Genomic DNA, 23183 nt, shown 5'->3' with positions numbered 1-23183 from the left:
CGTCGGGTCAGCGGATCCGCTCCAGCACGACCTGGAGATCCTCGAAGGCGTAGGCCCAGTTGTGGCACTTGAAGCTGCGCAGATCCGTGATCGCGCTGCCGCAGCCGTGGCACGTCAGCCCGGCGATGGCCTCGGGCGCCTCGGTGTTCACGTACTTCTGGTCGCCCAGGATCACTTCCGCGATCATGGCCGGGTCGTGCGTCCGGGTCAGCGCCGAGGACACGATGTCCAGCCAGCTCGGTTCGCGGCCGCATGATCCGCACGCGCGCGAGTCGCCGCTCACCCAGAGCGGAGCCCCGATGGTCCCGGACTCCATGCCGAGGAGTTCCTCGACCTTGCGTACGTCCTCCGTCCTGGTGGTCCAGCGGTGGCGGCCGGGCAGCGCGGCCGGCGAGTCGTAGACGGCCTGGAAGACTGCGTCGCTCACCCGACGGGTTTCCCGCTGTGTGGTCACGGTGACTGCCTTTCACCCGGTTCGTTCGAGGCGCCTTCTGGCACCGCCCCGTACGCCCGGTTCCGAGTCGATGGCGTTCCTTTCGTCTGCTTACTGACCAGCGCGCGGCCGGTTCGCACGCGACCGCACCGGAATTCCTCCGAGAGGACCGCCGCGGCACACCGCCGGTGGACATGGCACCTCACTGACGGACACCGGGCGCGGAGCGACACCACCCGTCCCGCACCGCACGAAGGCCCCACCCGAAGGTGGGGCCTGTCGGCCGGGAGCGCGGGGTCAGGCGTGAGCGTGGCCCCGCCGGTGGCCGCGCCCGTGCCCGCGGTTGGTGAAGACCCGGTACAGCGCGAGGAGAATGACGGATCCGACGATCGCCGCGATCCAGGTGGACAGATCGAAGAAGCCGTCGATCGAGTCGACGCCGAAGATCACCTTGCCGAGGAAGCCTCCGAGCAGACCTCCGGCGATGCCGATGAGCATGGTGACAATGATTCCGCCCGGGTCCCTGCCCGGCATGAGCGCCTTGGCAATTGCCCCGGCGAGCAGACCGATGACTATCCACGCAATGATGCCCATGACAAGTCTCCCTTGCTTTCGGTTCGCCGGACGTGTTTCCACATAAGGGGTCGCCAAACTGCGCGGTGGAGCCGGCGGCTCCTCCGAAGCCCGTCGGTGAGGGCGCGGCCTGTCGGACCGGCGCCCCGTCCGTCGCTGTTCGCGGGCCTCAACGCGCGGCCGGGCCCGCTCCGTTCCTCCGTATGATCTTTCCGTGGTGCGACGGGGAGGGCGGACAGTGGCGGGAAGCAGCGGGCGCGGCCGGAGGAAGAACGCGGACGGCGAGGAGGGGGAGGGCTGCTGCGCGGCCACGCTCGACACGTTGGCGCATCCCTGCTGCTGCGGTGGTGTGGGGGCGCAGGCCGCCATGCTGCTGGCGGTCCTGCGCCCCTCGCTCGTGACCGGCGGCCACGGCCCGGACCCCGCCGCGCCCCCACCGGGCGGGAGGGTGGCCGCCGCGATGTACCGGTCCGTACGGCACTACCGCGTCACGGTCAGCCCGACCCGGCCGGCGTGCTGCCCGTACATTCCGAGCTGCTCCACCTACGCGGTGCAGGCGCTCCACCGCCACGGCGCCCTGCGCGGCGGCCGACTGATCCTGGGGCGCCTGCTGCGGTGCCGGCCGGGGGCGGCTGTGCGCCGGAACTTTCGCGATCCGGTGCCACCTGGTCGCGGCTGACCACCCCGACCCCGACTGCCGGATCGTCTCCTGCGGCTGCGCCTCGCCCGGAGCGGCGCGGTCCGGGCGAGGCGCAGGCTCTCAGGGCAGGAGGGCGGCGGCTTGCGAGCCGATCACGTCCCAGGCCGCGGGCGGCAGATCGCCCAGGGCCGTCCCCCGCAGTGCGGGGACAGTATCGGCGGAGTCGGTGCCCGTGGCCGTCGCGCTCAGTACTTCATAGCCGTCGCGGACGGCGACCCGGAAGGTACGCAGCCCGTCGCCGGCGGCGTGGACCGCCGAAGCGACCACGAGGGGCGGCGGTCCGGACGGCTCGGCAGGCAGTTTGGTGAACGTGCTGGCGATCGGCTCGGGCCAGTGGAGGCTGAGCAGGAGCGCACGCTTGGCCACCACCTCGGACAGATCCGTCTCGCGGACGCCTTCGGGTTCCAGGACCGTGGCGCGTGCGTCCAGGACGAGGGCAGCGGGGAGCAGACAGCGAAGGGCACTGCCGACGAGGTTGCCGCCGACGGTGGCGCTGCGTCGTACGGCCCCGGTGCCCACCTGGGCGGCGGCCAGGCGCAGGGCGTCCGGCATGCGCTCGTCCATCTGATGCAGCACCACGGCGCCGCCCACGGCGCCGCGTTCGAGGACGTTGGCCTCGGGCAGCTCACGCAGTGACATGGCCAGGGCCGGGAAGCCCTCCCGCTGCCAGGTGGCCCACAGCAGGGTCGCCCCGCCGATGGGCACAGCCCCCTCGGCCAGACACTCCTGCGCATCGGACACGGATGTGGGGAGACGCAACAGCACAGTGACACCCTGCCTTCCTCAAGAGCCGGACGGGCAGCACATGGTGGTTTTCAGCCACCCGCCTCGCAGTAAGACAATCGTTCCGACGGGGGGCGCATGAAGGGCTCACACGAGCACGGGACCCGGGTGGCGAGTCAGCACATGCCGCCGGAGCCAGCGTGGCTCCGCCCGTCAGCAGCAGCCGGGGAACCGCAGGGCGTTCGCCCAGAGCCGGGTCACCGTCGACACCAGTTCCTCGAAGTCCACCGGCGTGCCTTCTCCCAGCGGTTCGCCGAGTACGAAGGCGTTGTACGCCATGACGCTGACCATGCCCGACAGCGCACGGGAGGCCAACATCGGATCGACCTCGCGGTCCGCGACACCCCGCGCCTGCAGATCGGCGATGCCGCGGGCGTTGCGGCGGACGAACGCGTCGGCGCGTCGGCTCCGGAACCTGCGGAACTCCGGTTCCACCTGCGCGACCTGCTCCAGCAGCGCCATCAGCTTGGCGTTGCGCCGGTAGGCCTGGAGATACGCGCGGTTGCCGGCCTCAAGCACCGCATACGGGTCGTCGGCGTCCTCCACCCGGGCCATGCCGGGGTGCATCATGTCCTCCTGCGCCTCCAGGAGGACGGCGGCGAGTACCTCTTCCTTGTTGGTGAAGTAGGTGTAGAACGAGCCCGCCGCACACCGGGCCTCTTTCGTGATGTCGGTCAGGCGGGCGTCCAGGTAGCCGTCCCGTTCGAAGACCTTGCGGGCCGCTTTCACCAAAGCGGCCCGCGTCCGTGCTCCGCGCTGCGTCGCGGGCGGCTCGCGAAGGAGTGAGAGGGGCGCCACGGGGGGTGCCTGCTCGTCGTCGGTCTCCTCGGGCGCGGTGCTGTCCATCGCGGTGACTGTACTGGAATCCGAGGCCGTCCTCACCTGCTGCGTACGCGGAGGAACGGCTGCTCAGCGAGGGCGGGCACGGTGACGGGGCGGCCCGCTGATTCCGAAGCGTTCGGCGAGCCGGCGGCGGGTCTCGGCGGCGCTGGTGTGCAGGACGCCCCGGATGCCGATGCGAGCGGCTCCGTCGAGGTTCTGCTGCAAGTCGTCGATCATGACGGCCTGTTCGGGGTCTACGCCGAGACGTTCGCACGCGAGCGCGTAGATCCGCCGGGAGGGCTTGCGGATGCCGACCTCGGCGGAGATGACGACCACGTCGGCGACGGCCGCGAGGTCGACGCCGTCGTAGGTGCCGGTGCCGAACGAGTTGGACACGAGTGCGACGGGGTGGCCGACGGCCCGGAGATCACCGAGCAGCGCGACCATCTCCTGGTCGATCGACATCCCCGCCTGCATCCGGGCCGTCAGTCCTTCGGCCGCTACCTCGGCGCCGTGGACCCGGAGCCGTTCGGCGAATCCCCGTTCGAAGGCTTCGGTGCCGATACGGCCGCACTCGTGGTCGGCCAAGAGGGTGCGCGACGGCTGGTCCCGGCGCAGGAGGTCCAGTGGCAGGCGCGGATCGACGCCGAGGGAGGCGCCGAAGTCGGTGAACGCCCGCAGCACACTGGAGGTGATCACTCCACCGAAGTCCACCAGGACCGCGCTTCGGGCCTCAGCAACCGTGTGCGGCACGGTGACCACACCTCTCTCTCGTGATCGGCTCACCGTCGCCCCGTGCGACGGCAGCGGTGCTTTCTCCGGGACCGGTTCCGTAGTGGCGAGGCCGGGCTCAGGCGACCTCGAACAGTCCGGCCGCGCCCATGCCACCCCCGACGCACATCGAGATCACGACATACCGAACACCGCGCCGCTTGCCCTCGATGAGGGCATGCCCCACCAGGCGGGCACCGGTCATTCCGTAGGGATGACCGACCGCGATCGCGCCGCCGTCGACGTTGAACCGCTCAGGGTCGATGTGCAGTTCGTCGCGGCAGTACAACGCCTGAGAGGCGAAGGCCTCGTTGAGCTCCCACAGGCCGATGTCGTCGACGGTGAGGTGGTGCTGCTTGAGCAGCTTCGGGATGGCGAGCACCGGGCCGATGCCCATCTCGTCCGGGGCGCAACCGGCGACCGCCATGCCGCGATAACTGCCCAGGGGTTGCAGTCCGCGGCGCTCGGCCTCTCTCGCCTCCATCAGCACCGACGCCGATGCCCCGTCCGACAGCTGCGAGGAGTTGCCCGCGGTCACGCTGGAGCGGGCGCTCACCTGACCGTCGGGCAGGACCGGCGCCAGCCCGGCCAGACCTTCGAGGGTCGTCGACGCGCGGTTGCCCTCGTCCCGGGTCAGGGTCACCTCCTCGTCCCGTACCGCCCCGGACTGCTTGTCGGTCACCTTCTTGACGCTCTTGAGCGCGACGATCTCCTGGTCGAACCGGCCGGCTTCCTGGGCCGCCGCGGTGCGCTGCTGGGACAGCAGGGCGAACTCGTCCTGGCGTTCCCGGCTGACGCCGTACCGTTCCGCGACGATCTCCGCGGTCTGCAGCATCGGCAGGTAGATGCCCGGCTTGTGCTCGACGAGCCAGGGATCGGTCATGCGGTGGGTGTTCATGTGCTCGTTCTGCACCAGGGAGATCGACTCGACGCCACCACCGACGGCGACCTGCATGCCGTCGGCGACGATCTGCTTGGCTGCCGTCGCGATCGCCATCAGGCCCGACGAGCACTGCCGGTCGATCGACATCCCCGGCACGGTGTCCGGAAGTCCGGCACGCAGGGCGGCCTGACGCGCGACGTTGAATCCGGCAGACCCCTGCTGCACGGCGCAACCGAAGATCACATCCTCGACCTCGCCTCCCTCAAGTCCCGCGCGCCGTACGGCGTGGGAGAGGGCGTGGGCGGCGAGTTCCTGCGCCTGGGTGTCGTTGAACGCGCCGCGGTAGGCCTTTCCGATCGGCGTGCGTGCCGTCGAAACGATGACTGCTTCCCTCAATGTCGCCTCACTGTGTCCTGGGGTGGCCCGGGTCGTCCCGGGGCCGGGGCCGGGAGTGCGCTTTCCGTGAGTCGACGGGAGCCGACTTCCGGATGGTTATAGTTGAATCCGACGTCAGGTTCAATAGCCCGCCTCACCGGCCTCGACTCCCCCACCCCTCCAGTGAGCGCCTCAGTGAGCGCCGGCCGCGCGGGACCGCACCCGCTCGCCGCCTTGACAGGTGCACTCCCCTGCCGGGAGTCTACCGACCAGTCGGTATGAAGGGGTGGACCGCGTGACCGAGCTGAGCATCATCACCGGTGCGGGCGTGTTCGATGCGATCACGGCGGGGCCACCGGAGGGCCGCCCGGTGCTGCTGCTGCACGGCTTCCCACAGACCGGTCTGGTCTGGCGGCGCCAGATCGCGGCGTTGGCCGCCCGGGGCCACCGGGTCGTGGCGCCCGACCAGCGCGGATACTCCCCCGGTGCCCGCCCGCAGCGGCCCGAGGACTATCGCATGGACCTTCTCGTCGGGGACGTCCTCGCGATCACGGAGGAACTGGGCTGGGCGGCGTTCGACCTCGTGGGCCACGACTGGGGCGGCGCGGTGGCCTGGTGGACCGCCGATGCCCACCCTGAGCGCGTCCGCACCCTGACCGTCGTCTCGACGCCTCATCCCGGCGCACTGGCCAACGCCCTGCGTACCGACGACGACCAGCGCGAGCGTTCGCAGTACATGATCGACTGGCGTGAGACGCCCGCGACCGAGCAGCGCATGCTGGCCCACGACGCGCGAGAGCTGCGCGCCGTCTTCGCCGGCAAGGTCCCGCAGGACAGTGCCGACGCCTACGTCCGGCACCTGTCCCGGCCAGGCGCTCTCACCGCCGCGTTGAACTGGTACCGGGCCGGCCGCCCCGACGGCCCGATCGGCGCCGTCGACGTGCCCACGCTGTACGTCTGGAGCACGCAGGACAGCGCCTTCGGTGCCGCGGCCGCACAGGAGACCGGGCGGTGGGTCAAGGGACCGTACCGCTTCGAGACCTTGCACGGCGTCAGCCACTGGGTGCCCGAGGAGGCTCCCGACACCCTGAGCCGCGTGCTGCTCGAACACCTGGGAGAGCACGGCGAGTTCTCCACCGCGGCGCGTACTCCCCGTTCCACGACTCCCGACAGAGGTGACTCATGAAGGCAGCGCACGCGGCCTGGCGCGGACTCGAACCGGTCCACGGGATGATCTATTTCGTCCCCGAGGCAAGGCGACGGTACGCGGAGCTGGGACTGAGCGGACGCGCCGGGTACTTCACCTCCCGCAGCGCCGCGTTCGGCCGCGCATCCGTCGAGTTGGTGGTCTCGACCTTCTACAACTTCAACCCCGACCTCGTACGGCGGGCACTGGACGGCGCCTGGGACGTGACGACACCGCAGCACGTGCTGGACGCCCGGTACGCGGCGGCGGACGAGGCCCTGCGACGGGCGGGACTCCACGAGCTTCCCGCCCTGGACGAGGTCGTCGCGCTGACCCGCCGGGCCGCCGAGAGTGCCTGCGAACATGCGCAGGGCCGCGCGCTCTTCGCCGCGCACGCCGCGCTGCCCTGGCCCCAGGAGCCGGTACTGCGTCTGTGGCACGCCCAGACGCTGCTCAGGGAGTTCCGGGGGGACGGCCATGTCGCGTGCCTGCTGAGCGAGGGCGTCGGGGGGTTGGAGGCCCTGATCCTGCACGCCGCCACCGGGGAGGTTCCCGTCGACTTCCTCAAGGCCAGCCGCGCCTGGCCGGAGGTGGAGTGGGCCGACGCCCAGCAGCGGCTGCGCGAGCGGGGCCTCCTCGACGGCGACTCCCTCAGTGCGGACGGTGTCGCGTTGCGGCGGCACATCGAGGACCGTACGGACCGACTGGCCCTCCCCGCTTACGCCGCTCTGGGCGATGCCGGCTGCGAGCGTCTCGCGGAACTCGCGAGCGCCTTCGGCCGGGCCGTGGTCCGAGCGGGCCTGCTCAAGCCCGGCTGATCCGGCCACCTCCCTTCCTCGCGCGTGCCGCGGGCACCGTGTCCCCCGGCCGATGCCGGGTCGATCCGACTCGGCATCGGTACGCAGGCGAATCCGGTCGATCGCACAGCGGGCGTACGGCAGCGACGGTGGCGGCGGGGCCCACGCCCTGTCGTTTGGATCATCCCAGCGTCGCGGGTTCCGGCCCGGCTCTCAGGGGCGGGGCTCGGCCGGCGCCGTGGCAGCCGGTTCGGGTAGCGGGGTCGCCGGCCCGGCCGACACGAAGCGGGAGACCGCCGGGGACGTGACCGCCGTGGTGATCAGGGCCACCAGGACCAGCATGGTGAACAGTTCGGGGCCGATCACGCCGAGTTCCAGACCGATGGACAGCACCACGAGTTCGGTCAGGCCACGGCAGTTCATCAGGGCGCCGATCGACATGGCCTGCCGCCACGGCTGCCCGCAGGCCCGGGCGGCGCCCGCCGCTCCGCCCCACTTGCCGAGCACCGCGACCGCCAGCAGCGCCCCGGTCCACAGCCACTGCACCGGGTCGGCGGCCAGGGTCCCGATCTCGGTGCTGAGACCGGTGTGCACGAAGAACAGCGGCAGCAGCACCGGCACCACCACGGCGCGCAGCCGGGCGGCCGACGCCTCGATGCGGCGGTGGCCGCGCGGTGTGGCCACGCCGAACAGGAACGCGCCGAACAGCGTGTGCACCCCGATCATGTCGGTCGCCAGCGCGGAGACGCTCAGCCCGCTGAACAGCAGGACCATCACCACCCCGTCGCTCACCCGGTCCGCCCGCCCCCGGGCCCACCGGGCGAGCAGCGGGCGTACCAGCAGCAGCATGGCGGCGCCGAAGGCGACGGTGGACCCCGCCGCCGTCAGGGCGTCGAGCGGGGAACCCGCCGTGCTGAACGCGACCACCAGCGCCAGCAGGCACCAGGCGGCCACGTCGTCGACCGCCGCGCAGGCCATCGCCAGGGCTCCGAGCGGGGTCCCGTACAGGCCGCGGTCGACCAGAATCCGGGCCAGCACCGGGAAGGCCGTGATGGCCATGGCCACCGCGACGAACAACATGAACGGTGTGAACTCGACGCCGTCGGGGGCCAGGTGGTCGTACATCGGGAAGGCGAGCAGCGCGCCCAGGCCCAGCGGGAGCAGGATGCCGGCCTGGCTGACGGCGACGGCGGTGCGCGAGTTGCCGCGCAGTGCGCCCAGGTCGAGCTCCAGTCCGACGAGGAACATGAACGCGAGCAGACCGAGCTGGCCCAGCACCGAGGTGTACGGCAGGACGGACTCGGGGAACAGCCAGTGCTGCGCCGCGGGCCACAGCCAGCCGAGCAGGGACGGTCCGAGGACGATGCCCATGGTGATCTCGCCGATCACGGGTGGCTGGCCGAGGCGTCTGAGCAGGCTCGCGCCGGCCTGGCAGGCGAGGACGGCGGCGGGAACGGCGACGAGCAGGGCGGGCATGGCCTCAGCTGCGGACACGGGCGCCTCCTTCGGCCGGGACGGTGCGGGGCGGGAGCGGCAGCGCGACCGGCGGAGGGCCGGAGGTGGCGGCGGACCACTCGGCATAGCGGCGCAGTCCGTACAGGAGGGGCTGTGCGGTGGAGCGCACGCTGATGCGGCGGGCCTGCGCGAAAACGGCCGTGTGGTCGCCGAAGGCGGCGGTCTCCACGACGGTGCAGTCGGCTATGGCGTGGGCCGACGACGTCAGGTGCGGGCCGCCGGCGCCGAGCGGAAGCCGCCATCCGACGCGGTCGAAGCGGTCAGGCGCCCCGGAGGCGAAGAGGTCGGAGGTCGAACGGGCCTGCTCGTGGAGCAGGTTGACGGCGAACTGCCCCTGGTCGAGGAGGGCCCGCAGGGTCGGGCTCGCCGTGCGCACGCACACCACCAGGGTGGGCGGGTCCAGGGCGACGCTCGTCATCGAGCTGCACGTCATGCCGCGAGGCAGGCCGTCGGCGTCCAGGGCGGTGACGACGGTGACGCCGGAGGGGAAGGCGGCCATGAAGGGCCGCAGGTCCGTCGCCCGGGATGCCGCGCGGTCCGCCGCGGCGGCGGCCGATTCGGTGCCGTCGCCGTCCGGGGCGACCGGGTGCGAAGCTGAGTTGGGCATGTCTGACTCCCTGTGGAGGACGATGCAGTGCGGCCCGGCACCCGGCGGACTGCGCCGGGCGCCGGGCCGTGGGAGCGGCGGCGGAAGCCGGAACGGCCCGGGGGGTGACCGCCGGTTTCCGCGCCGGAGTGCTGCGGTGCCGGGGAGACGCGAGGGAGAGGGCCGGACGACGCCCGGCCCCGCCCTCGCTACCCGTGCAGCTTCTTGAGGTACTCGTAGGCCGTGGGCAGCGTCTCCAGCAGGTTCTGCTGCTGACGCTTGACCGTCTCGAACAGCGGCTCGGCGGCCGCCACCGACTCCGGCTTGTACGCAAGGGCCGGCAGGGGTGCGTCGGGCTCCAGGCCCAGGCCCGCGAAGATGCAGTAGTAGCTGCCGTTGGTCCAGAAGTTGCGGAACTCGGCCTCGAAGTTGCCGTAGTACGTCGACTCGTCGGTGATCGGCGAGTTGATGGGCAGACCCGCCCGGTAGGCGGAGATCTTGCGCTGGATGTTCTCGGGGAGGTTCAGCTTCTTGTTGGCCTGCCAGAACGGGGTGTCGTTGCGGGGCGCGTAGAAGAAGTGGGCCTGGATGAAGTCGCGGGTGTCGTCGAACATCACCTCGATCTCGTGGTTGAAGCTGTCGATCAGACCCTCGTTGAAGGTCTTGTCGGGGAAGTGCTTGGCCAACTGGTAGATCGCCGCGGTGATGAAGTAGATGCCGGTCGACTCCAGCGGCTCCAGGAAGCAGGACGACAGGCCGATGCTGACCACGTTCTTCACCCAGGCGCGGCGGTTGCGGCCGACCCGGAAGCGGATGTGGTTGAACGCCGTCGTCTCGGGGTCGAGGCCCCACATCGCCGCGAACTCGGCGGTGGCCTCGTCCTTCTCGGTGAACTTGCTGGAGTACACGTAGCCGGTGCCGAACCGCCCCAGCATGGGGATCTTCCAGGCCCAGCCGGAGGACATGGCGATGGCCGAGGTGTACGGCTCCACGCCGCCGGCCTCGTCGTCGTGCGGGACGGCGGTGGCGACCGCGCTGTCGCACAGCAGGTGGTCGCTCATGTCGATGAACGGCTCGGCCATCGCCTTGTTGATCAGCAGCCCGCGGAAGCCCGAGCAGTCGACGAACAGGTCGGCGTCGAGTTCCTGGCCGCCACGGGTCCGCAGCGCGGTGACGTAGCCGCGGGCGTCCTGGCGGACCTCCGTCATCTCGTCCTGGACGTGGTGGACGCCCTGCTTCTCGGTGGCGAAGCGGCGCAGGAAGTCGGCGACGAGCTGGGCGTCGAAGTGCCACGCGTAGCGGGTGGCGGAGCGGCCGTCGAGCCAGCGCGGCGCCTTCATCGCGTCCATGATGGGAGGCTCGCGGAAGCAGGCGTAGTCGAAGGGCTCCGTGGTGCTGCCCTCGTACTTGCGCTTGAACCAGTAGTGCGACAGCGGCGTCTGGTCGTAGTCGGGCAGCAGACCGAACGGGTGGTAGAAGTGGTCGGGCCGGCCGTCGGGCAGCTCCCGGGCCGTGGCCTCGCCCGTGCCCTCGGTGCGCCAGTTCACGAAGCGCACCGCCATCTTGAAGCTGGCGTTGCACTCGCGCATCCACTCGTCCTCGGCGATGCCGAGGTAGTCGAAGAAGGCGCGCTGCAGGTTGGGCACCGTCGCCTCGCCGACCCCGATCCGCGGAATCGCCGGGGCTTCCAGCACGGTGATGTCGACCGTGCCCTGGAGGGCCTTGCCGAGATACGCGGCGGTCATCCAGCCGGCCGTGCCACCGCCCAGGATGACGACCTTCTTCAGTCGGGTGTCGGTGCTGGTCATGGAGCAGCCCTCATTTCGGAGTCGGGAATCACGGCCGGAAGCCGAGGAGCTGGGGAGGGGCGATGTGCGGTGGGGGGACCGGGCTGGGGCCGGCCGTGTCCGGACCGGGGCCGTGCACCTCAGGTGGCGGCGGCCCGGGCCATCGGAGACTCAGTCTGGGGAGCGGCTCTATGACGGACCTACAGCGACGGAATCCGGCCGGTATAGGACGCGTGTAGAGCCGGGGAACAGACTCGCCGCAGGCAGAACGGCATACGACGGCCCCCGGGAGGACGCGATGACGACCGCGGTGACCGGAATCGCACGGCAGGCGGTACGCATCCGCTTCTTCGGCGACTTCGAACTGACCGTGAACGGCGCCCCGGTGCGGCGCTGGCGGGCCGGCAAGGCGCGCGGGCTGTTCCAGTTCCTGGTGATCCACCGCGGCCAGACCCTCACCCGCGAGCGGCTGTACGAGGCGCTGTGGCCGGGCTCCGACCGTTGTGCCGGGGACAGCTCGCTGAAGGTGGCCGCGCACGCGCTGCGCCGGGTCCTGGACGCGCACCCCGACAGCCCGTGCGCGTCCGGGATCAGGCTGTCCTACCGCGACTTCGGCTACGTGCTGGATGTCGCCGATCTGTGGTCGGACGTGGACCGCTTCCGGGAGCTGGTGCACAGCGGGCTCCGGGCGGCCGGCGCCGGCGACCGGGGTGCCGCCCGTGAACGGCTGCGGTCCGCCGTGGCGCTGTACGCAGGGGAGTTCCTGCGGGGCGAGAGCGCGGACTGGGTGGTGGAGCAGCGCGAGTACCTGCGGTCGCTGGCGTTGCGGGCGCTGCAGGTGCTGCGCGCGGACGCCGTCGAGCGCGAGGACTTTCCCGAGCTCATCGAGGTCTGCCGCAGCACCCTCGGCATCGACCGGCACCACGAGGAGACGTACCGGGCGCTGATGACGGCGCACGGCCGGCTCGGCGAACACGCCTGCGTGCGCCGCTGGTACGACCTGTGCGCGCGTCGCCTGCGCGAGGACCTTGCGGTGGCGCCGTCCCGGGAGACCGACCGGCTGCTGCACGCGATCCTGCCCGCCGCTCTGCCGCCCGCGACGGCGCCCGCCGAGCGGTCGGCCCGAGTGCCCGCCGCGCCCGGCTGGTCCGCCACGGGACTGCGTCCGCGTCCCTTACGCCGCGCCCGGCCCGACGCCCGTGGCGGCGCCCGGCCCGGCGTCCTCGCGGACGTCGCCCGGCCCGACCTTCGTGGCGACGTGCGACCCGACCCTCATGGCGAAGTCCGTTCCGACCCCCGTGGCGGCCTCCGACCCGACCCGCGTGGCGACGTCCGGCCCGACCTTCGTGGAGACGTCCGGCCCGAAGTCCTGCCTGCCACCCGGTCCGACGCCCGTGGCGACCTCCGACCCGACCCCCGTGGCGGCCTCCGACCCGACCCTCATCGCGACGTCCGACCCGACCCTCGTGGAGACCTCCGGCCCGAAGTCCTGCGCGCCGCCCGGTCCGACGCCCGTGGCGGCAACCGACGCGACGTCGGTAACGGTGCGCCTGTCGGCACTCGGCCCGAGGCCGGTGCCGATGCCCGGCCCGAGGTTCGCGCCGCAGCCCGGCCCGGTGACCGCGCTCCAGCCCGGTTCGAGGTCCGTACCGGCCTGCGGCCCGACGGTCGTAGCGGTAGCCGTACCGACGCCGGGCCCGCAGTCGGTACCGGTGGCCGCACCGACGCCCGGCGCGAAAGCCGTGGTGGTGTGGGTCCCGAGACCCGGCGCGAAGGCCGTACCGGCATCGGTACCGACGCCGGCCCCGACGTCGGTACCGGTGGCCGCACCGACGCCCGGCGCGAAAGCCGTGGCAGTGTCGGTCCCGAGACCCGGCGCGAAGGCCGTACCGGCATCGGTGCCGACGCCCAGCTGCCGCTCGCTCCCGCCACCCGGCCGCCCGAGAACCACCACGGCGTCCCACCCGAAGTACGCGCCGCCGCCTCCGGCCCGGCGGACACCGCGGGTCGCACCGCCGCTGCCCGCGCCGACACCCGTCCCGGGCCCCGTCTCACCGGTCCGGCGGTCGGCCCCTGGGCCGTCGCCCCCCGCCCCGGGCCGGTCCCGGGGCTCGTCCCGCCTCCGCGCATACCGTGACCGAGCGACCCAGTGAGGAACCACCGTGACCGTGCTGACCGAGCCGCAGGGCTCCGCCGTACCGACGGCCGAGCCGTCCCCGGGCGCTGTGCCGCCCCGCTACGACGACCACTTCATCGGGGGCCGCTGGACGGCGTCCGACGCCGATCGCCGACTGGTCGTCACCGACCCCAGTACCGAAGCGCCGCTCGCCGCGGTGCCCGCGGGGACCGCCCGCGACGCCGACCTGGCCGTACGCGCCGCCGCCACCGCCTTCCCCGGCTGGTCCGTCACCCCCGCCCGGCAGCGGGCGGCCCTGTTGCGGAGGGTGGTCGAGGGGCTGGAGCGCAACGCCACCCGGTTCGCCGGGATCATCACGGCCGAGGTGGGGGCGCCGTCGCGGATGGCGCTGCAGACCCACGTCGGTCTGGCCGTCGGCATGGCGGCGCACTGCGTGGAGACCGCCGCGTCCTACGGGTTCGAGGAGCGGGTCGGCCACTCCCTGGTGGTCCGTGAGGCCGCCGGTGTCGCCGCGTGCATCACGCCGTGGAACGTGCCCCTGCTCCTGACCGTGCAGAAGCTGCTGCCCGCGCTCGCGGCCGGCTGCACCGTCGTGCACAAGCCGAGCGAACTGACACCGCTGCACGCCAGGCTCCTCGCCGAGGTGTTCGCGCAGGCCGATCTGCCGCCCGGCGTGGTCAACATGGTCGTCGGCACCGGTGACACCGTCGGCACGGCGCTGGTCACCCACCCGCTGGTCGATGTGGTGTCGCTCACCGGGTCCACCCGCGCCGGACGCCGGGTCGCGGCCCTGGGCGCCGACGGCGTCAAGCGGATCCACCTCGAACTCGGCGGCAAGAACGCCTCCTTGGTCCTGCCCGACGCCGACCTGCACGCGGCGGTGGGCGCCACCGTCGACCAGGTGCTGTTCAACACGGGCCAGACGTGTCTGCAGTGGAGCCGGCTGCTGGTCCCCCGCGGCCGCCAGGACGAGGCGGTGGAGCTGGCCGGACGGATCATGGACGGATACGTCACGGGCGATCCCCGCGATCCCGCGACCGACCTGGGCCCGCTGGTGTCGGCCGCCGCTCACGCACGGGTCACCGACTACATCGCGCGGGGCGCCTCCGAGGGCGGCGCCCGTCTGGCGCACGGCGGCACCGGCCGTCCCGCCGGCCTCACCACCGGCTACTACGTCCGGCCGACCGTCTTCGCCGACGTCGACCCGCTGACGACCATCGCCCAGGAGGAGATCTTCGGACCGGTGCTGTCCGTCATCCCGTACGACGACGAGGACGAGGCGGTCCGGATCGTCAACGGCACCCGGTACGGGCTGCACGGCGCGGTCTGGTCCGGGGACGACGGCCGGGCCGAGCGCGTCGCACGCCGGTTCCGTACCGGCCTGGTCGACGTCAACGGCGGGTCGTTCAACCCGGCGGCGCCGTTCGGCGGTTTCAAGCAGTCCGGCATCGGCCGGGAGTGCGGGACCGCCGGGCTGGAGGCCTTCCTGGAGACCAAGTCGATGCAGCTGCCGCAGCGCGGCGGGGGCGGCGGACCGGTGGTCGGCCCGCGCCTGCGCGCCACCGCACCGGCCACGACACCCCCGGCGGCCGCCACGGCCGCACCCACCGCTGTCCCCGACGAGGAGAGGAACGACGGATGACGGCCCAGCACGCCGGTTCCGTACCGGCCCCGCGGCCCGCCCACGGGCCGTCGGGGGGAGCTGTCCCCCCGCTGTTCGCCGCGCTGGCGCGCTGGACCCGTGAGCAGCCGGACGCGCCCGCCGTGACGGCCGAGGACGGCACCTTCGACTACGCGGATCTCACCGCGCGCACCGCCGCCACCGCGGCGGCCCTGGCCGCCGCCGGAGCCGGGCCCGAGAGCGCCGTCGGACTGCTCCTCGGGCGTTCCCGTGAGAGCGTGCCCGCGCTCCTCGCGGTGTGGAGCCTCGGTGCCACGGCCGTGCCGCTGGACCCCGGCCATCCGGTGGAGCGGCTCGCTTCGGTCCTGCTCGACGCCCGGGCTTCGCTGCTGGTCGCCGCGGACGTCCCCGAAGGGCTCGACCTCGCGGGCATCCGTACGGTCTCCCCGGCCGGTGCCGGAAGCGGGGAGCTCGCCGTGACCGTCCCCGCGCCCGACACGTGCGCGTACGTCATCTACACCTCCGGCACCACGGGCCGCCCCAAGGGCGTCGAGGTCACCTACCGCGGCCTGGACACCTTCCTCGGCGCGCTGGCCCGAGTGGGCCTGCCGTCCGGCGGTCTCGGCCTCAACGCCGTCTCGCCCGCCTTCGACGGCTGGCTGTGGTGCACGCTGCTCTACCTCGTCCACGGTCAGGGCGTGGCCCTGGTGGACCTGTCCCTGGACGGACTGCGCCGCGCCGACGCACAGGGCCGAGAGCCGCTGCCCGCGGGCCTGCGCACGGCCTCCCTGACCCCGTCGTTGCTGGCCGCCCACGGCGGCGCGCTCGACGCGGCGGAGGTGGTCGTCGTGGCCGGCGAGACCTGCCCGGCGGCGCTCGCCGCGCGCTACGCCCGGGGCCGGCGGCTGCTGAACGTGTACGGGCCGACGGAGGCCACGATCGCGGCGACCTGGGCCGACAGCGAACGGGGGGACGACGTGAGCAGCATCGGACGGCCGTTGCCCGACTACCGGGCGTACGTCCTGGACGACGACCTGCGCCCGCTGCCCGCGGGGACCGAGGGCGAGCTCTACCTCGGCGGCCCTGCCGTGGCCCGGGGCTACCGCAACCGCGCGGGCCTGACCGCCGCCCGGTTCCTGCCCGACCCGTTCCAGGGCGGCGGGGCGCGGATGTACCGCACCGGGGACGTGGTGGTCCGGCTGGCGAGCGGCGAGCTGGAGTACCGGGGGCGGCGCGACGACCAGGTCAAGGTGCGGGGCCACCGCGTGGAACTCGGCGAGGTGGAGCGGATCGCCGCGGAGGTGCCCGGCGTGGTCGCCGCGGCCTGCTGCCCGCTCGCCTCGGGCCAGTCGCTGGGCCTGGCGGTCGTCGCCGCCCCGGACGCGGGTACGTCCGAGCGGCTGGCCGCCGAGGTCGCCGCGCACTGCGCCGCGCTGCTGCCCGAGGCGGCGGTGCCCGCCACGGTCCGGGTGGTGGACCGCATCCCCACCCTGGGCACCGGCAAGGCGGACCGTGCGGCGCTCGCCGCCGCCTTCACCGCGCCCGCGCCGACGCGCGAGCCGGTTGCCGCCACGGCGTGGGAACGCGAGGTGATGGCGGTCTGGGCCGAGGTACTGGAGTGCGAGGTCCCCGGGCCGGACGCCGACTTCTTCGAGCTGGGCGGCCACTCCCTGGCAGCGGCCCGGGTCGTGGCGGAGCTGCGCCGGGTCACCGGCTTGCCCCTCACCCTCGGCAAGCTGCTCGCCCGGCCCACGGTCGGGGACCTCGCCGCCGAACTGGACCGGCTTGCCGCGGCCGCCGAGGCCGCCGGACCCGTCCTCGGCAGCGGCTCCGCGGCGGCCGAGCCCGCCCTCGCAGCCGAGGGGGCCTGACGCCATGGGCCGCTGGCTCTCCACCTGGCCGTCCCGCCCCGGCGACGAGGCGCTCCCGGCGCTGCTGTGCCTGCCACCCGCCGGCGCGGGCTGCCAGCAGTTCCGCGCCTGGACGCCGGCCCTCGCCGGGATCGGGCAGGTGTACGGCGTGCAGCTGCCGGGCCGTGAGAACCGCTGGCGCGAGCCGATGCCGCAGACGTTCGGTGAGGCCGTGGAGGCGATCGCCGACGAGTTGCGGCCGGTCGTCGCCGACGGGCGCCCCCTGGTCGTGTTCGGCCACAGCTTCGGCGGGCTCCTCGGCTACGAGGTCGCCCGCCGGGTGCGGCCCGCCGCGCTGGTGGTCAGTGCCTGCCGGGCGCCCGGCCACTGGGACGGCGCCGGGCGGGGCATCGTCGAGGACGACGACGAGCTGGACAAGCTGTTCGACACCGCCGGCCTCGACCCCTCCTTCCTCGACGAGGACACCCGTGCGCTGATGGTCGCGATGCTCCGCAAGGACGCGGTGCTCTCGCTGAGTTACACCCACTCCCCCGGCATCGCGCTGTCCGTTCCCGTGCATACCTGGCGGGCCACGGGCGACGACACCGTCAGTGAGGAGGACCTGGCCGGGTGGGCCGCGGTCACCACGGGTGCCTTCCACGTCCACCGCGTCCGGGGCGGCCACCACGCCGTGCTGCGCCGCCCGGAGGCGCTTCTGGAGCACCTGGCCGGACTGCTGCGGCACGCCGCCGTGGCACCGGCCGGCACCACCTGACGCCACACATCCCAACAGTTCAACGATCACGTGACATCGCGTCATGTCACGAAGAGCCCGTAGAGCCACCCCTGCCCGAGACCCGTGTGCCCGAGCCACAAGCCCACACGACCGAGCCCGGAGGACGTCGTGCCCACCATTTATCAGGTCCTCGTCAACCACGAGGAGCAGTACGCGCTGTATCCCGTGGCACGCGAGCTGCCCGACGGCTGGACGCCGACCGGGTTCAGCGGCACCGAGGACGAGTGCGTCGCCCATGTGGACGCCCGCTGGAGCGACACCCGCCCGCGCAGCGTGCGTACCGCGGCCACCGCGGCCCGGATCGGGGGCAGTTGAGATGCACATCGACCTGCTCGACCCGGCGCCTTTCGCCCGCAACGACTTCTGGTCCACGTTCAGCTGGCTGCGCGCCAACGCGCCGGTGTACCGGCACCCCGAACCCGGTGGCGACGACGGCTTCTGGGTGTTGAGCAAGCACCGCGACATCATGGCCGTGTACGCCGACAGCGACACCTTCAGCTCGGCGCGGGGCATGCGGCTCGGCAGTGACCCGGCGGCCGTCGCCGCCGTCAGCCAGCGGATGCTGATCGTCTCCGACGCGCCCCAGCACACCCGGCTCAAGCGGGCGCTGTACCAGGCGTTCGGGCCGCAGCAGATGCCCCGTCTGGAGGCCCTCGTCGAGAGGGTCGTCGGCGAGCTGGTGGCCGAGGCCGCCGACCTCGACGAGCTGGACTTCATCGACCTGGCCAAGCAGCTGCCCAACCGCGTGGTCTGCGCCATGATGGGCATCCCGCGCGCCGACTGGGCGTGGATCGGGGCGCTGACCACCGACGCGTTCGACTCCCCCGACGAGACCGTGCGCAGCAACGCGCACTCGGAGATCTTCCTCTACTTCATCGAGCTGCTCGGTCAGCGCCGGGCCCGCCCCGGCGACGACCTGGTCAGCCACATCGCGCACGACACCCTGGTCGACGAGGGGGACGGCACCGAACGCCCCCTGAGCGACGAGGAGATCGTCTTCAACTGCAACGGGGTGCTGTCCGGCGCCAACGAGACCACCCGCTACTCCGCCGCCGGTGCGGTGCACATGTTCGCCGAACTGCCGCAGCAGTGGGAGCTGCTGCGCTCCCTCGGCCCCGCCGGCATCGCGCCGGCGGTCGAGGAGATCCTGCGCTGGACCACGCCCGGGGTGCACGCACTGCGCACCGCGGTGCGCGACACGGAGATCGCCGGCACGCGTATCGCCGCCGGGGACCGGGTCACGCTGTGGAACGTCTCCGCCAACCGCGACGAGGACGTGTTCACCGACCCGCACGCCTTCCGGGTCGACCGGCGTCCCAACCGCCACGTCGCCTTCGGCCACGGGCGCCATCTCTGCCTGGGCGCCCGGCTCGCCCGCTTCGAACTCGGTGCGCTGCTGACCGAGATGCTCGCCACGCTGGACGGTTTCGAGACGACCGGGCCCGTCCAGTTCAACTCGTCCAACTTCACGTGGGGGATCAAGAGTCTCCCGGTGCGGCTGCTGCGCAGCCGGGCTTTCGCACGCCGAGAAAGGGCCTCGCTGTGACCACCGCACTCGTCGATTTCAACCGGACCGACACCGACTTCCCCGCCACCGGCTATGCCGGGCTCCTCGCCGAGCAGGCCGCCCGCACCCCCGGCGCCCCCGCCCTCGTGCAGGGTGAGCGTTCCTGGACGTACGCGGAACTGGAGGCCGTCACCAACCGGCTGGCCCACGCGCTGATCGCCGAGGGCGCGGCCCCCGGTGAGCGGATCGGGCTGTGCTACCCGCGCGGCGCCGAGTACGTCATCGGGTCCCTCGCCGTCCTCAAGACCGGGGCCGCGATCGTGGCGCTGGACCCCGTCAACCCGGACGAACGGCTCGCCGCGATGATCGCCGACGCCGGCCCGCTGCTCGTGCTGACCGCGCCCGCGACCGTCCCGCGGCTGCCCGAGGGCGTGGCATGCGCCGACGCCGCCACCGCCGGGGACGGCCGGCCGGACACCCCGACCGGGGTGCCCACCGGCCCGGACACCGTCAGCCACCTCATCTACACCTCGGGGTCCACCGGCACGCCCAAGGCCGTCCTGGAGCGGCACGGCGCCCTGACCAACCTGGTGCACTGGACCGGGCGGGCCTACGGGGTGCGCCCCGGCGACCGGGCGTCGTGGATGTCCACGCCCGGCTTCGCTGTGCAGATCATGGAGTGGCTGCCGTATCTGCCGCTGGGCGCGGCGATCCACATACCGGAGGCGGGCCGGGCGCAGACCCCCGAGCAGATCCGGGACTGGCTGAGCGAGCAGCGCATCACCCACACCATGCTGGTGGCCGCGCTCGCGGAACCCGTCTGGGCGCTGGACTGGCCGCAGGACACGGCTCTGCGCATCCTGGTGACGACGGCGGAGCGGGTGCACAGCTGGCCGCCGGTCGACACGCCGTTCCGGGTGGTCATGACGTACGGCACCACCGAGACGACGAACGTGCTGACCTGCCTGGATCTCGGGGCGGGTGTCGACTTCACCAGCCAGGCCACGCCCGCCGAGGTCCGCGCCGAACGGCAGGTGCCCGTCGGGGTACCCATCGCCAACATGCGCGTCCACCTGCTCGACGGGGAGGACCGGCCGGTCCCCCACGGCGAGGTGGGCCGACTGCACGTCTCGGGCGCCGGCGTGGCCGCCGGGTACCACGGCCGCCCGGAGCTGACGGCGGCGAAGTTCCGGTCCGGGGTCGTCGAGGGCGACCCGTATCCGGTGCTGTACGACACCGGTGACCTGGCCCGCCGCCGGGAGGACGGCGCGCTGGAGCTGCTCGGCCGGTCCGACGCGCAGGTGAAGATCCGGGGTTTCCGCGTGGAGCTCGGCGAGGTCGAGACGCACGTCGCCCGCGTCGACACCGTCGCCGAGGCCGTGGTCGTCACCCAGGAGCGCGGACCCAACGACAAGCGCCTCGTGGCGTACGTCTCCGCGGACGGCGACGCGAGCGCGGACCCCGGCGCGATCCGGGCGGCCGTGGCCCGCACCCTGCCGTACTACATGGTCCCCGGCACGGTCGTCGTCCTGCCCGCGCTGCCCCGGCTGCCCAACGGGAAGGTCGACCGGCAGAGCCTGCCGGAGCCGCCGGAGCCCCGCGAGGGCGTCAGCGCCGGGTACGAGCCGCCGCGCAACGAGGTCGAGGACGGCCTGGTGCGGCTGTGGGGCGAGGCGTTCCGCACCGAGACCGTCGGCATCCACGACAACTTCTTCGACCTGGGCGGGCACTCGCTGCTCGCGTTCCAGCTCATCGACGAGATCCGCCGCCGCTACGGCGTCGAACTGAGCCTGTCCGACCTGTCGTCCTGCCCGACCGTCGCCGAACTCGGCACCCTCATCGTGACCGAACGCACCGGCGGGCGCGGCGAGTTCGGCGGTCTGGCCGCCATCGTCCCGGACCCGGCGGCCCGCTTCGAGCCGTTCCCGCTGACCGAGAGCCAGCAGGCGCTGTGGATCGGTCGCGGCGGCCTGGTGGACCTGGGCAACGTGGGCTGCCACGGCTACTTCGAGTGGGAGAGCGAGCAGCTCGACGTGGAGCGGTTCGAGGCCGCGTGGCGCCGGCTCGTCGAGCGCCACGACGCGCTGCGCACCCGCATCCTGCCCGACGGCACCCAGCAGGTGTACGAGGAGATCCCCGCGTACGACATCCCGGTCACCGACCTCGGCGGGCTGGACGCGGCGCGGCGGCAGGCCGAGCTGGACGCGCTGCGCGAGCAGCTGTCCCACCAGGTCCTCGACGCCGACGGCTGGCCGTTGTTCGACGTGCGGATCAGCCTGCTCGGCGGCGGCCGCGCCCGGATCCACCTGTGCCTGGACTTCCTCGTGGCCGACGCCTGGAGCTACTTCCAGGTGCTGGTCCCGGACCTGGTGACCTACTACGCCGATCCGGACGCCGAACTTCCGCCGCTGGAGCTGTCGTTCCGCGACTACGTCCTGGCCGTCGGCAGTTCCCTGCGCGACAGCGAGCTGTACCGCCGCTCGGAGTGGTACTGGCGGGACCGGCTCGCCACCCTGCCGCCCGCCCCTGCCCTGCCCGAACGCCCGGACGACGCCCCGGCGCTGCCCGTGCGCTTCGAGCGGCTCAGCCACGTCGTGCCCGCGGAGCTGTGGGACCGCATCCAGGAGCGGGCCGGGGAGCGCAAGGTGACCCCGTCCGGGGTGCTGGCCGCCGCCTATGCCGAGATCCTCGGCCGGGCCAGTGGGCAGTCGCGGTTCACCATCAACTTCCCGCTGTTCAATCGGCTTCCGCTGCACCCGCAGGTCAACGCCCTGCTCGCGGACACCACGACCACGTTGCTGCTGGCCGTGGAGCAGCGGGAGACGACCTTCGCCGGCCGTGCCCAGGCCGTGCAGCGCCGGCTGTGGGCCGATCTGGAGCACCGCTACTTCAGCGGCGTCCAGGTGCTGCGCGAGCTGACGAAGATGCGCGGAACCCTCGCGCCCGCGATGCCGGTGGTGATGACGAGCCTGGCCGGCCATCCACCGCAGTACGAGGAGACCGAGCTGGGCGTGCCGGTGTATGGCATCTCCCAGACGCCGCAGGTCTCGCTGGACTTCCAGGTGTTCGAGAAGGCCGGTGGGCTGACCTTCAACTGGGACCACCTGCCCGCCGTCTACCCGGACGGGCTGGTGCGATCCATGTTCGAGGACTTCGTCGCCCTGCTGGAGGCGCTCGGCGAGGAGGAGACCTGGGAGCGCTTCTCGCCGCCGCCCGGCGACCAGGAGGAGGAGGCCGCCGCGCCCGTCGAGGAGCGGGACACCGGCGACGCGTGGGAGCGCTACTGGGCGGGCGTCCGGCGCACCGGCCGCGGCGGCGACGTCATCTGGGACGCGGCCAGCGGCGAGGAGTTCCAGTGGCTGCTCGGGCAGGCCCGCCGGCACTTCCGCGACGACCTGCCCGTCATCGACCTCGGGTGCGGCAACGGCCGCTACAGCCGCGAACTCGCCCCGCACTACCCGCGGGTGGTCGGGGTGGACGTGTCCGTCAGCGCCATCGAGCACGCCGAGCGGGAGGCTCGGGCGGAGGGCGTCGCGAACGTCGAGTACCACGCCGTCGACATGACCGACGCCGAACAGGCCGGCGTCCTCGGCGAGGGCCCGTACAACATCTTCGTCCGCGGTGTCTTCCACGTCCTCGACGGCGCGGCCCGGGCCCGGCTCGCGGCCGTCGCCGGGCGGCTGCTCGGACCCGACGGGGTGCTGATCGTCCACGAGCCGGACTACTCCGGGAACTCCTTCGGCTACCTGGGCTTCGTCGGCGGCAAGCGCGGTCGCGCCGAGGACCTGGTCGCGCCGCTGGAGGCCGCCGGTGTACGGCACTCCCACCGCTTCACCCGGCCGGAGCTGAGCGCCGCCTTCCCCGCGGACGACTGGGAGGTCCTTCAGGACCAGCCGATCCAGTTGCACGCCATCGACCCGCAGTCCGACGCGGAGGCACTGCTGCTGCCGGGCTACTACGCGGTCCTGCGCCGCAGGCGCTGAGGTGGGGTGCGCCGGCCACGCGGCCGGCGCACCGGACAGCACACAGGTCAGGCTCCGTGCCGCGGGCCCAGAAGGGCT

At 72.8% G+C, this 23183-nt stretch carries 19 protein-coding genes; 10 read left to right on the top strand and 9 right to left on the bottom strand.

All coding sequences use genetic code 11. From position 1 onward, the window contains the following. Positions 1–7: 7 nt before the first annotated feature. Together ACFYNL_RS04900 and ACFYNL_RS04895 are read right to left on the bottom strand one after the other, a co-directional pair. Positions 8–427 (bottom strand): hypothetical protein, encoded by a 420-nt coding sequence (locus ACFYNL_RS04900; RefSeq protein WP_388796466.1) that lies wholly within the window; start codon positions 425–427, stop codon positions 8–10. Between the two features lie 303 nt (positions 428–730). Next, on the bottom strand, positions 731–1027 hold the full coding sequence (locus ACFYNL_RS04895) for a GlsB/YeaQ/YmgE family stress response membrane protein (protein ID WP_388796464.1): 297 nt from the start codon (positions 1025–1027) through the stop codon (positions 731–733). 217 nt (positions 1028–1244) lie between these two features. Between ACFYNL_RS04895 and yidD the strand changes: the two genes are divergently transcribed. Then, entirely contained in the window at positions 1245–1685 is a 441-nt protein-coding gene (gene yidD / locus ACFYNL_RS04890) for a membrane protein insertion efficiency factor YidD (RefSeq protein ID WP_388796461.1), read from the top strand. Positions 1686–1766: 81 nt separating this feature from the next. Here the strand turns inward: yidD and ACFYNL_RS04885 are convergent, their stop codons facing one another. The 4 genes from ACFYNL_RS04885 to ACFYNL_RS04870 all read right to left on the bottom strand — a co-directional run bounded on the left by ACFYNL_RS04885 (position 1767) and on the right by ACFYNL_RS04870 (position 5361). Further along, positions 1767–2471, bottom strand: a complete 705-nt coding sequence (locus ACFYNL_RS04885) for an FAD binding domain-containing protein (RefSeq protein WP_388796458.1) — start codon at positions 2469–2471, stop codon at positions 1767–1769. Positions 2472–2642: 171 nt separating this feature from the next. Then, positions 2643–3335: a TetR/AcrR family transcriptional regulator gene (locus ACFYNL_RS04880; RefSeq protein WP_388796455.1), complete on the bottom strand. Its 693-nt coding sequence runs from the start codon at positions 3333–3335 to the stop codon at positions 2643–2645. Between the two features lie 63 nt (positions 3336–3398). Then, positions 3399–4064 (bottom strand): HAD family hydrolase, encoded by a 666-nt coding sequence (locus ACFYNL_RS04875; RefSeq protein WP_388796452.1) that lies wholly within the window; start codon positions 4062–4064, stop codon positions 3399–3401. A gap of 97 nt (positions 4065–4161) precedes the next feature. Next, a complete protein-coding gene (locus ACFYNL_RS04870; protein ID WP_388796449.1) occupies positions 4162–5361 on the bottom strand; it encodes an acetyl-CoA C-acyltransferase in 1200 nt (399 codons plus the stop codon). 274 nt (positions 5362–5635) lie between these two features. Here ACFYNL_RS04870 and ACFYNL_RS04865 point away from each other — a divergent pair, with 274 nt between their 5' ends. Beyond that, entirely contained in the window at positions 5636–6526 is an 891-nt protein-coding gene (locus tag ACFYNL_RS04865) for an alpha/beta fold hydrolase (RefSeq protein WP_388796446.1), read from the top strand. Further along, entirely contained in the window at positions 6523–7344 is an 822-nt protein-coding gene (locus ACFYNL_RS04860) for a hypothetical protein (RefSeq protein WP_388796443.1), read from the top strand. The genes ACFYNL_RS04865 and ACFYNL_RS04860 overlap by 4 nt, the downstream gene beginning before the upstream one ends. Positions 7345–7536: 192 nt before the next feature. Here the strand turns inward: ACFYNL_RS04860 and ACFYNL_RS04855 are convergent, their stop codons facing one another. The 3 genes from ACFYNL_RS04855 to ACFYNL_RS04845 form a co-directional block, all read right to left on the bottom strand. Further along, the gene (locus tag ACFYNL_RS04855) at positions 7537–8817 is read right to left on the bottom strand and encodes a cation:proton antiporter (RefSeq protein WP_388796440.1); all 1281 of its coding nucleotides are present in this window, start codon (positions 8815–8817) and stop codon (positions 7537–7539) included. Beyond that, on the bottom strand, positions 8804–9445 hold the full coding sequence (locus ACFYNL_RS04850) for a flavin reductase family protein (protein ID WP_388796437.1): 642 nt from the start codon (positions 9443–9445) through the stop codon (positions 8804–8806). Before ACFYNL_RS04850 ends, ACFYNL_RS04855 begins: the two co-directional genes overlap by 14 nt. A gap of 188 nt (positions 9446–9633) precedes the next feature. After that, positions 9634–11232, bottom strand: coding sequence for a tryptophan halogenase family protein (locus ACFYNL_RS04845; RefSeq protein WP_388796434.1), 1599 nt, complete (start codon positions 11230–11232; stop codon positions 9634–9636). A 277-nt stretch (positions 11233–11509) separates the two neighbouring features. Between ACFYNL_RS04845 and ACFYNL_RS04840 the strand changes: the two genes are divergently transcribed. The 7 genes from ACFYNL_RS04840 (at position 11510) to ACFYNL_RS04810 (ending at position 23105) form a co-directional block, all read left to right on the top strand. After that, on the top strand, positions 11510–13348 hold the full coding sequence (locus tag ACFYNL_RS04840; RefSeq protein ID WP_388796431.1) for a BTAD domain-containing putative transcriptional regulator: 1839 nt from the start codon (positions 11510–11512) through the stop codon (positions 13346–13348). A gap of 88 nt (positions 13349–13436) precedes the next feature. After that, positions 13437–14990: an aldehyde dehydrogenase family protein gene (locus tag ACFYNL_RS04835; protein ID WP_388797326.1), complete on the top strand. Its 1554-nt coding sequence runs from the start codon at positions 13437–13439 to the stop codon at positions 14988–14990. Continuing rightward, positions 14987–16840 carry a non-ribosomal peptide synthetase gene (locus ACFYNL_RS04830; RefSeq protein ID WP_388796428.1) on the top strand — a complete coding sequence of 618 codons (1854 nt, stop codon included), beginning with the start codon at positions 14987–14989 and terminating at the stop codon, positions 16838–16840. Before ACFYNL_RS04835 ends, ACFYNL_RS04830 begins: the two co-directional genes overlap by 4 nt. Positions 16841–16844: 4 nt before the next feature. Continuing rightward, entirely contained in the window at positions 16845–17594 is a 750-nt protein-coding gene (locus ACFYNL_RS04825) for a thioesterase II family protein (RefSeq protein ID WP_388796425.1), read from the top strand. Between the two features lie 129 nt (positions 17595–17723). Further along, positions 17724–17930: an MbtH family protein gene (locus tag ACFYNL_RS04820; protein WP_388796423.1), complete on the top strand. Its 207-nt coding sequence runs from the start codon at positions 17724–17726 to the stop codon at positions 17928–17930. A 1-nt stretch (position 17931) separates the two neighbouring features. Further along, positions 17932–19161: a cytochrome P450 gene (locus ACFYNL_RS04815; protein WP_388796420.1), complete on the top strand. Its 1230-nt coding sequence runs from the start codon at positions 17932–17934 to the stop codon at positions 19159–19161. Continuing rightward, complete coding sequence (locus tag ACFYNL_RS04810) at positions 19158–23105, top strand: amino acid adenylation domain-containing protein (RefSeq protein WP_388796417.1); 3948 nt, start codon at positions 19158–19160, stop codon at positions 23103–23105. The genes ACFYNL_RS04815 and ACFYNL_RS04810 overlap by 4 nt, the downstream gene beginning before the upstream one ends. Positions 23106–23183: the final 78 nt, after the last annotated feature.

It is taken from the genome of Streptomyces sp. NPDC007808, assembly GCF_042868655.1.
GTDB lineage: Bacteria > Actinomycetota > Actinomycetes > Streptomycetales > Streptomycetaceae > Streptomyces.
The sequence above is the reverse complement of the archived record's forward strand: the minus strand, read 5'-3'. Positions and strand labels throughout refer to the sequence as shown.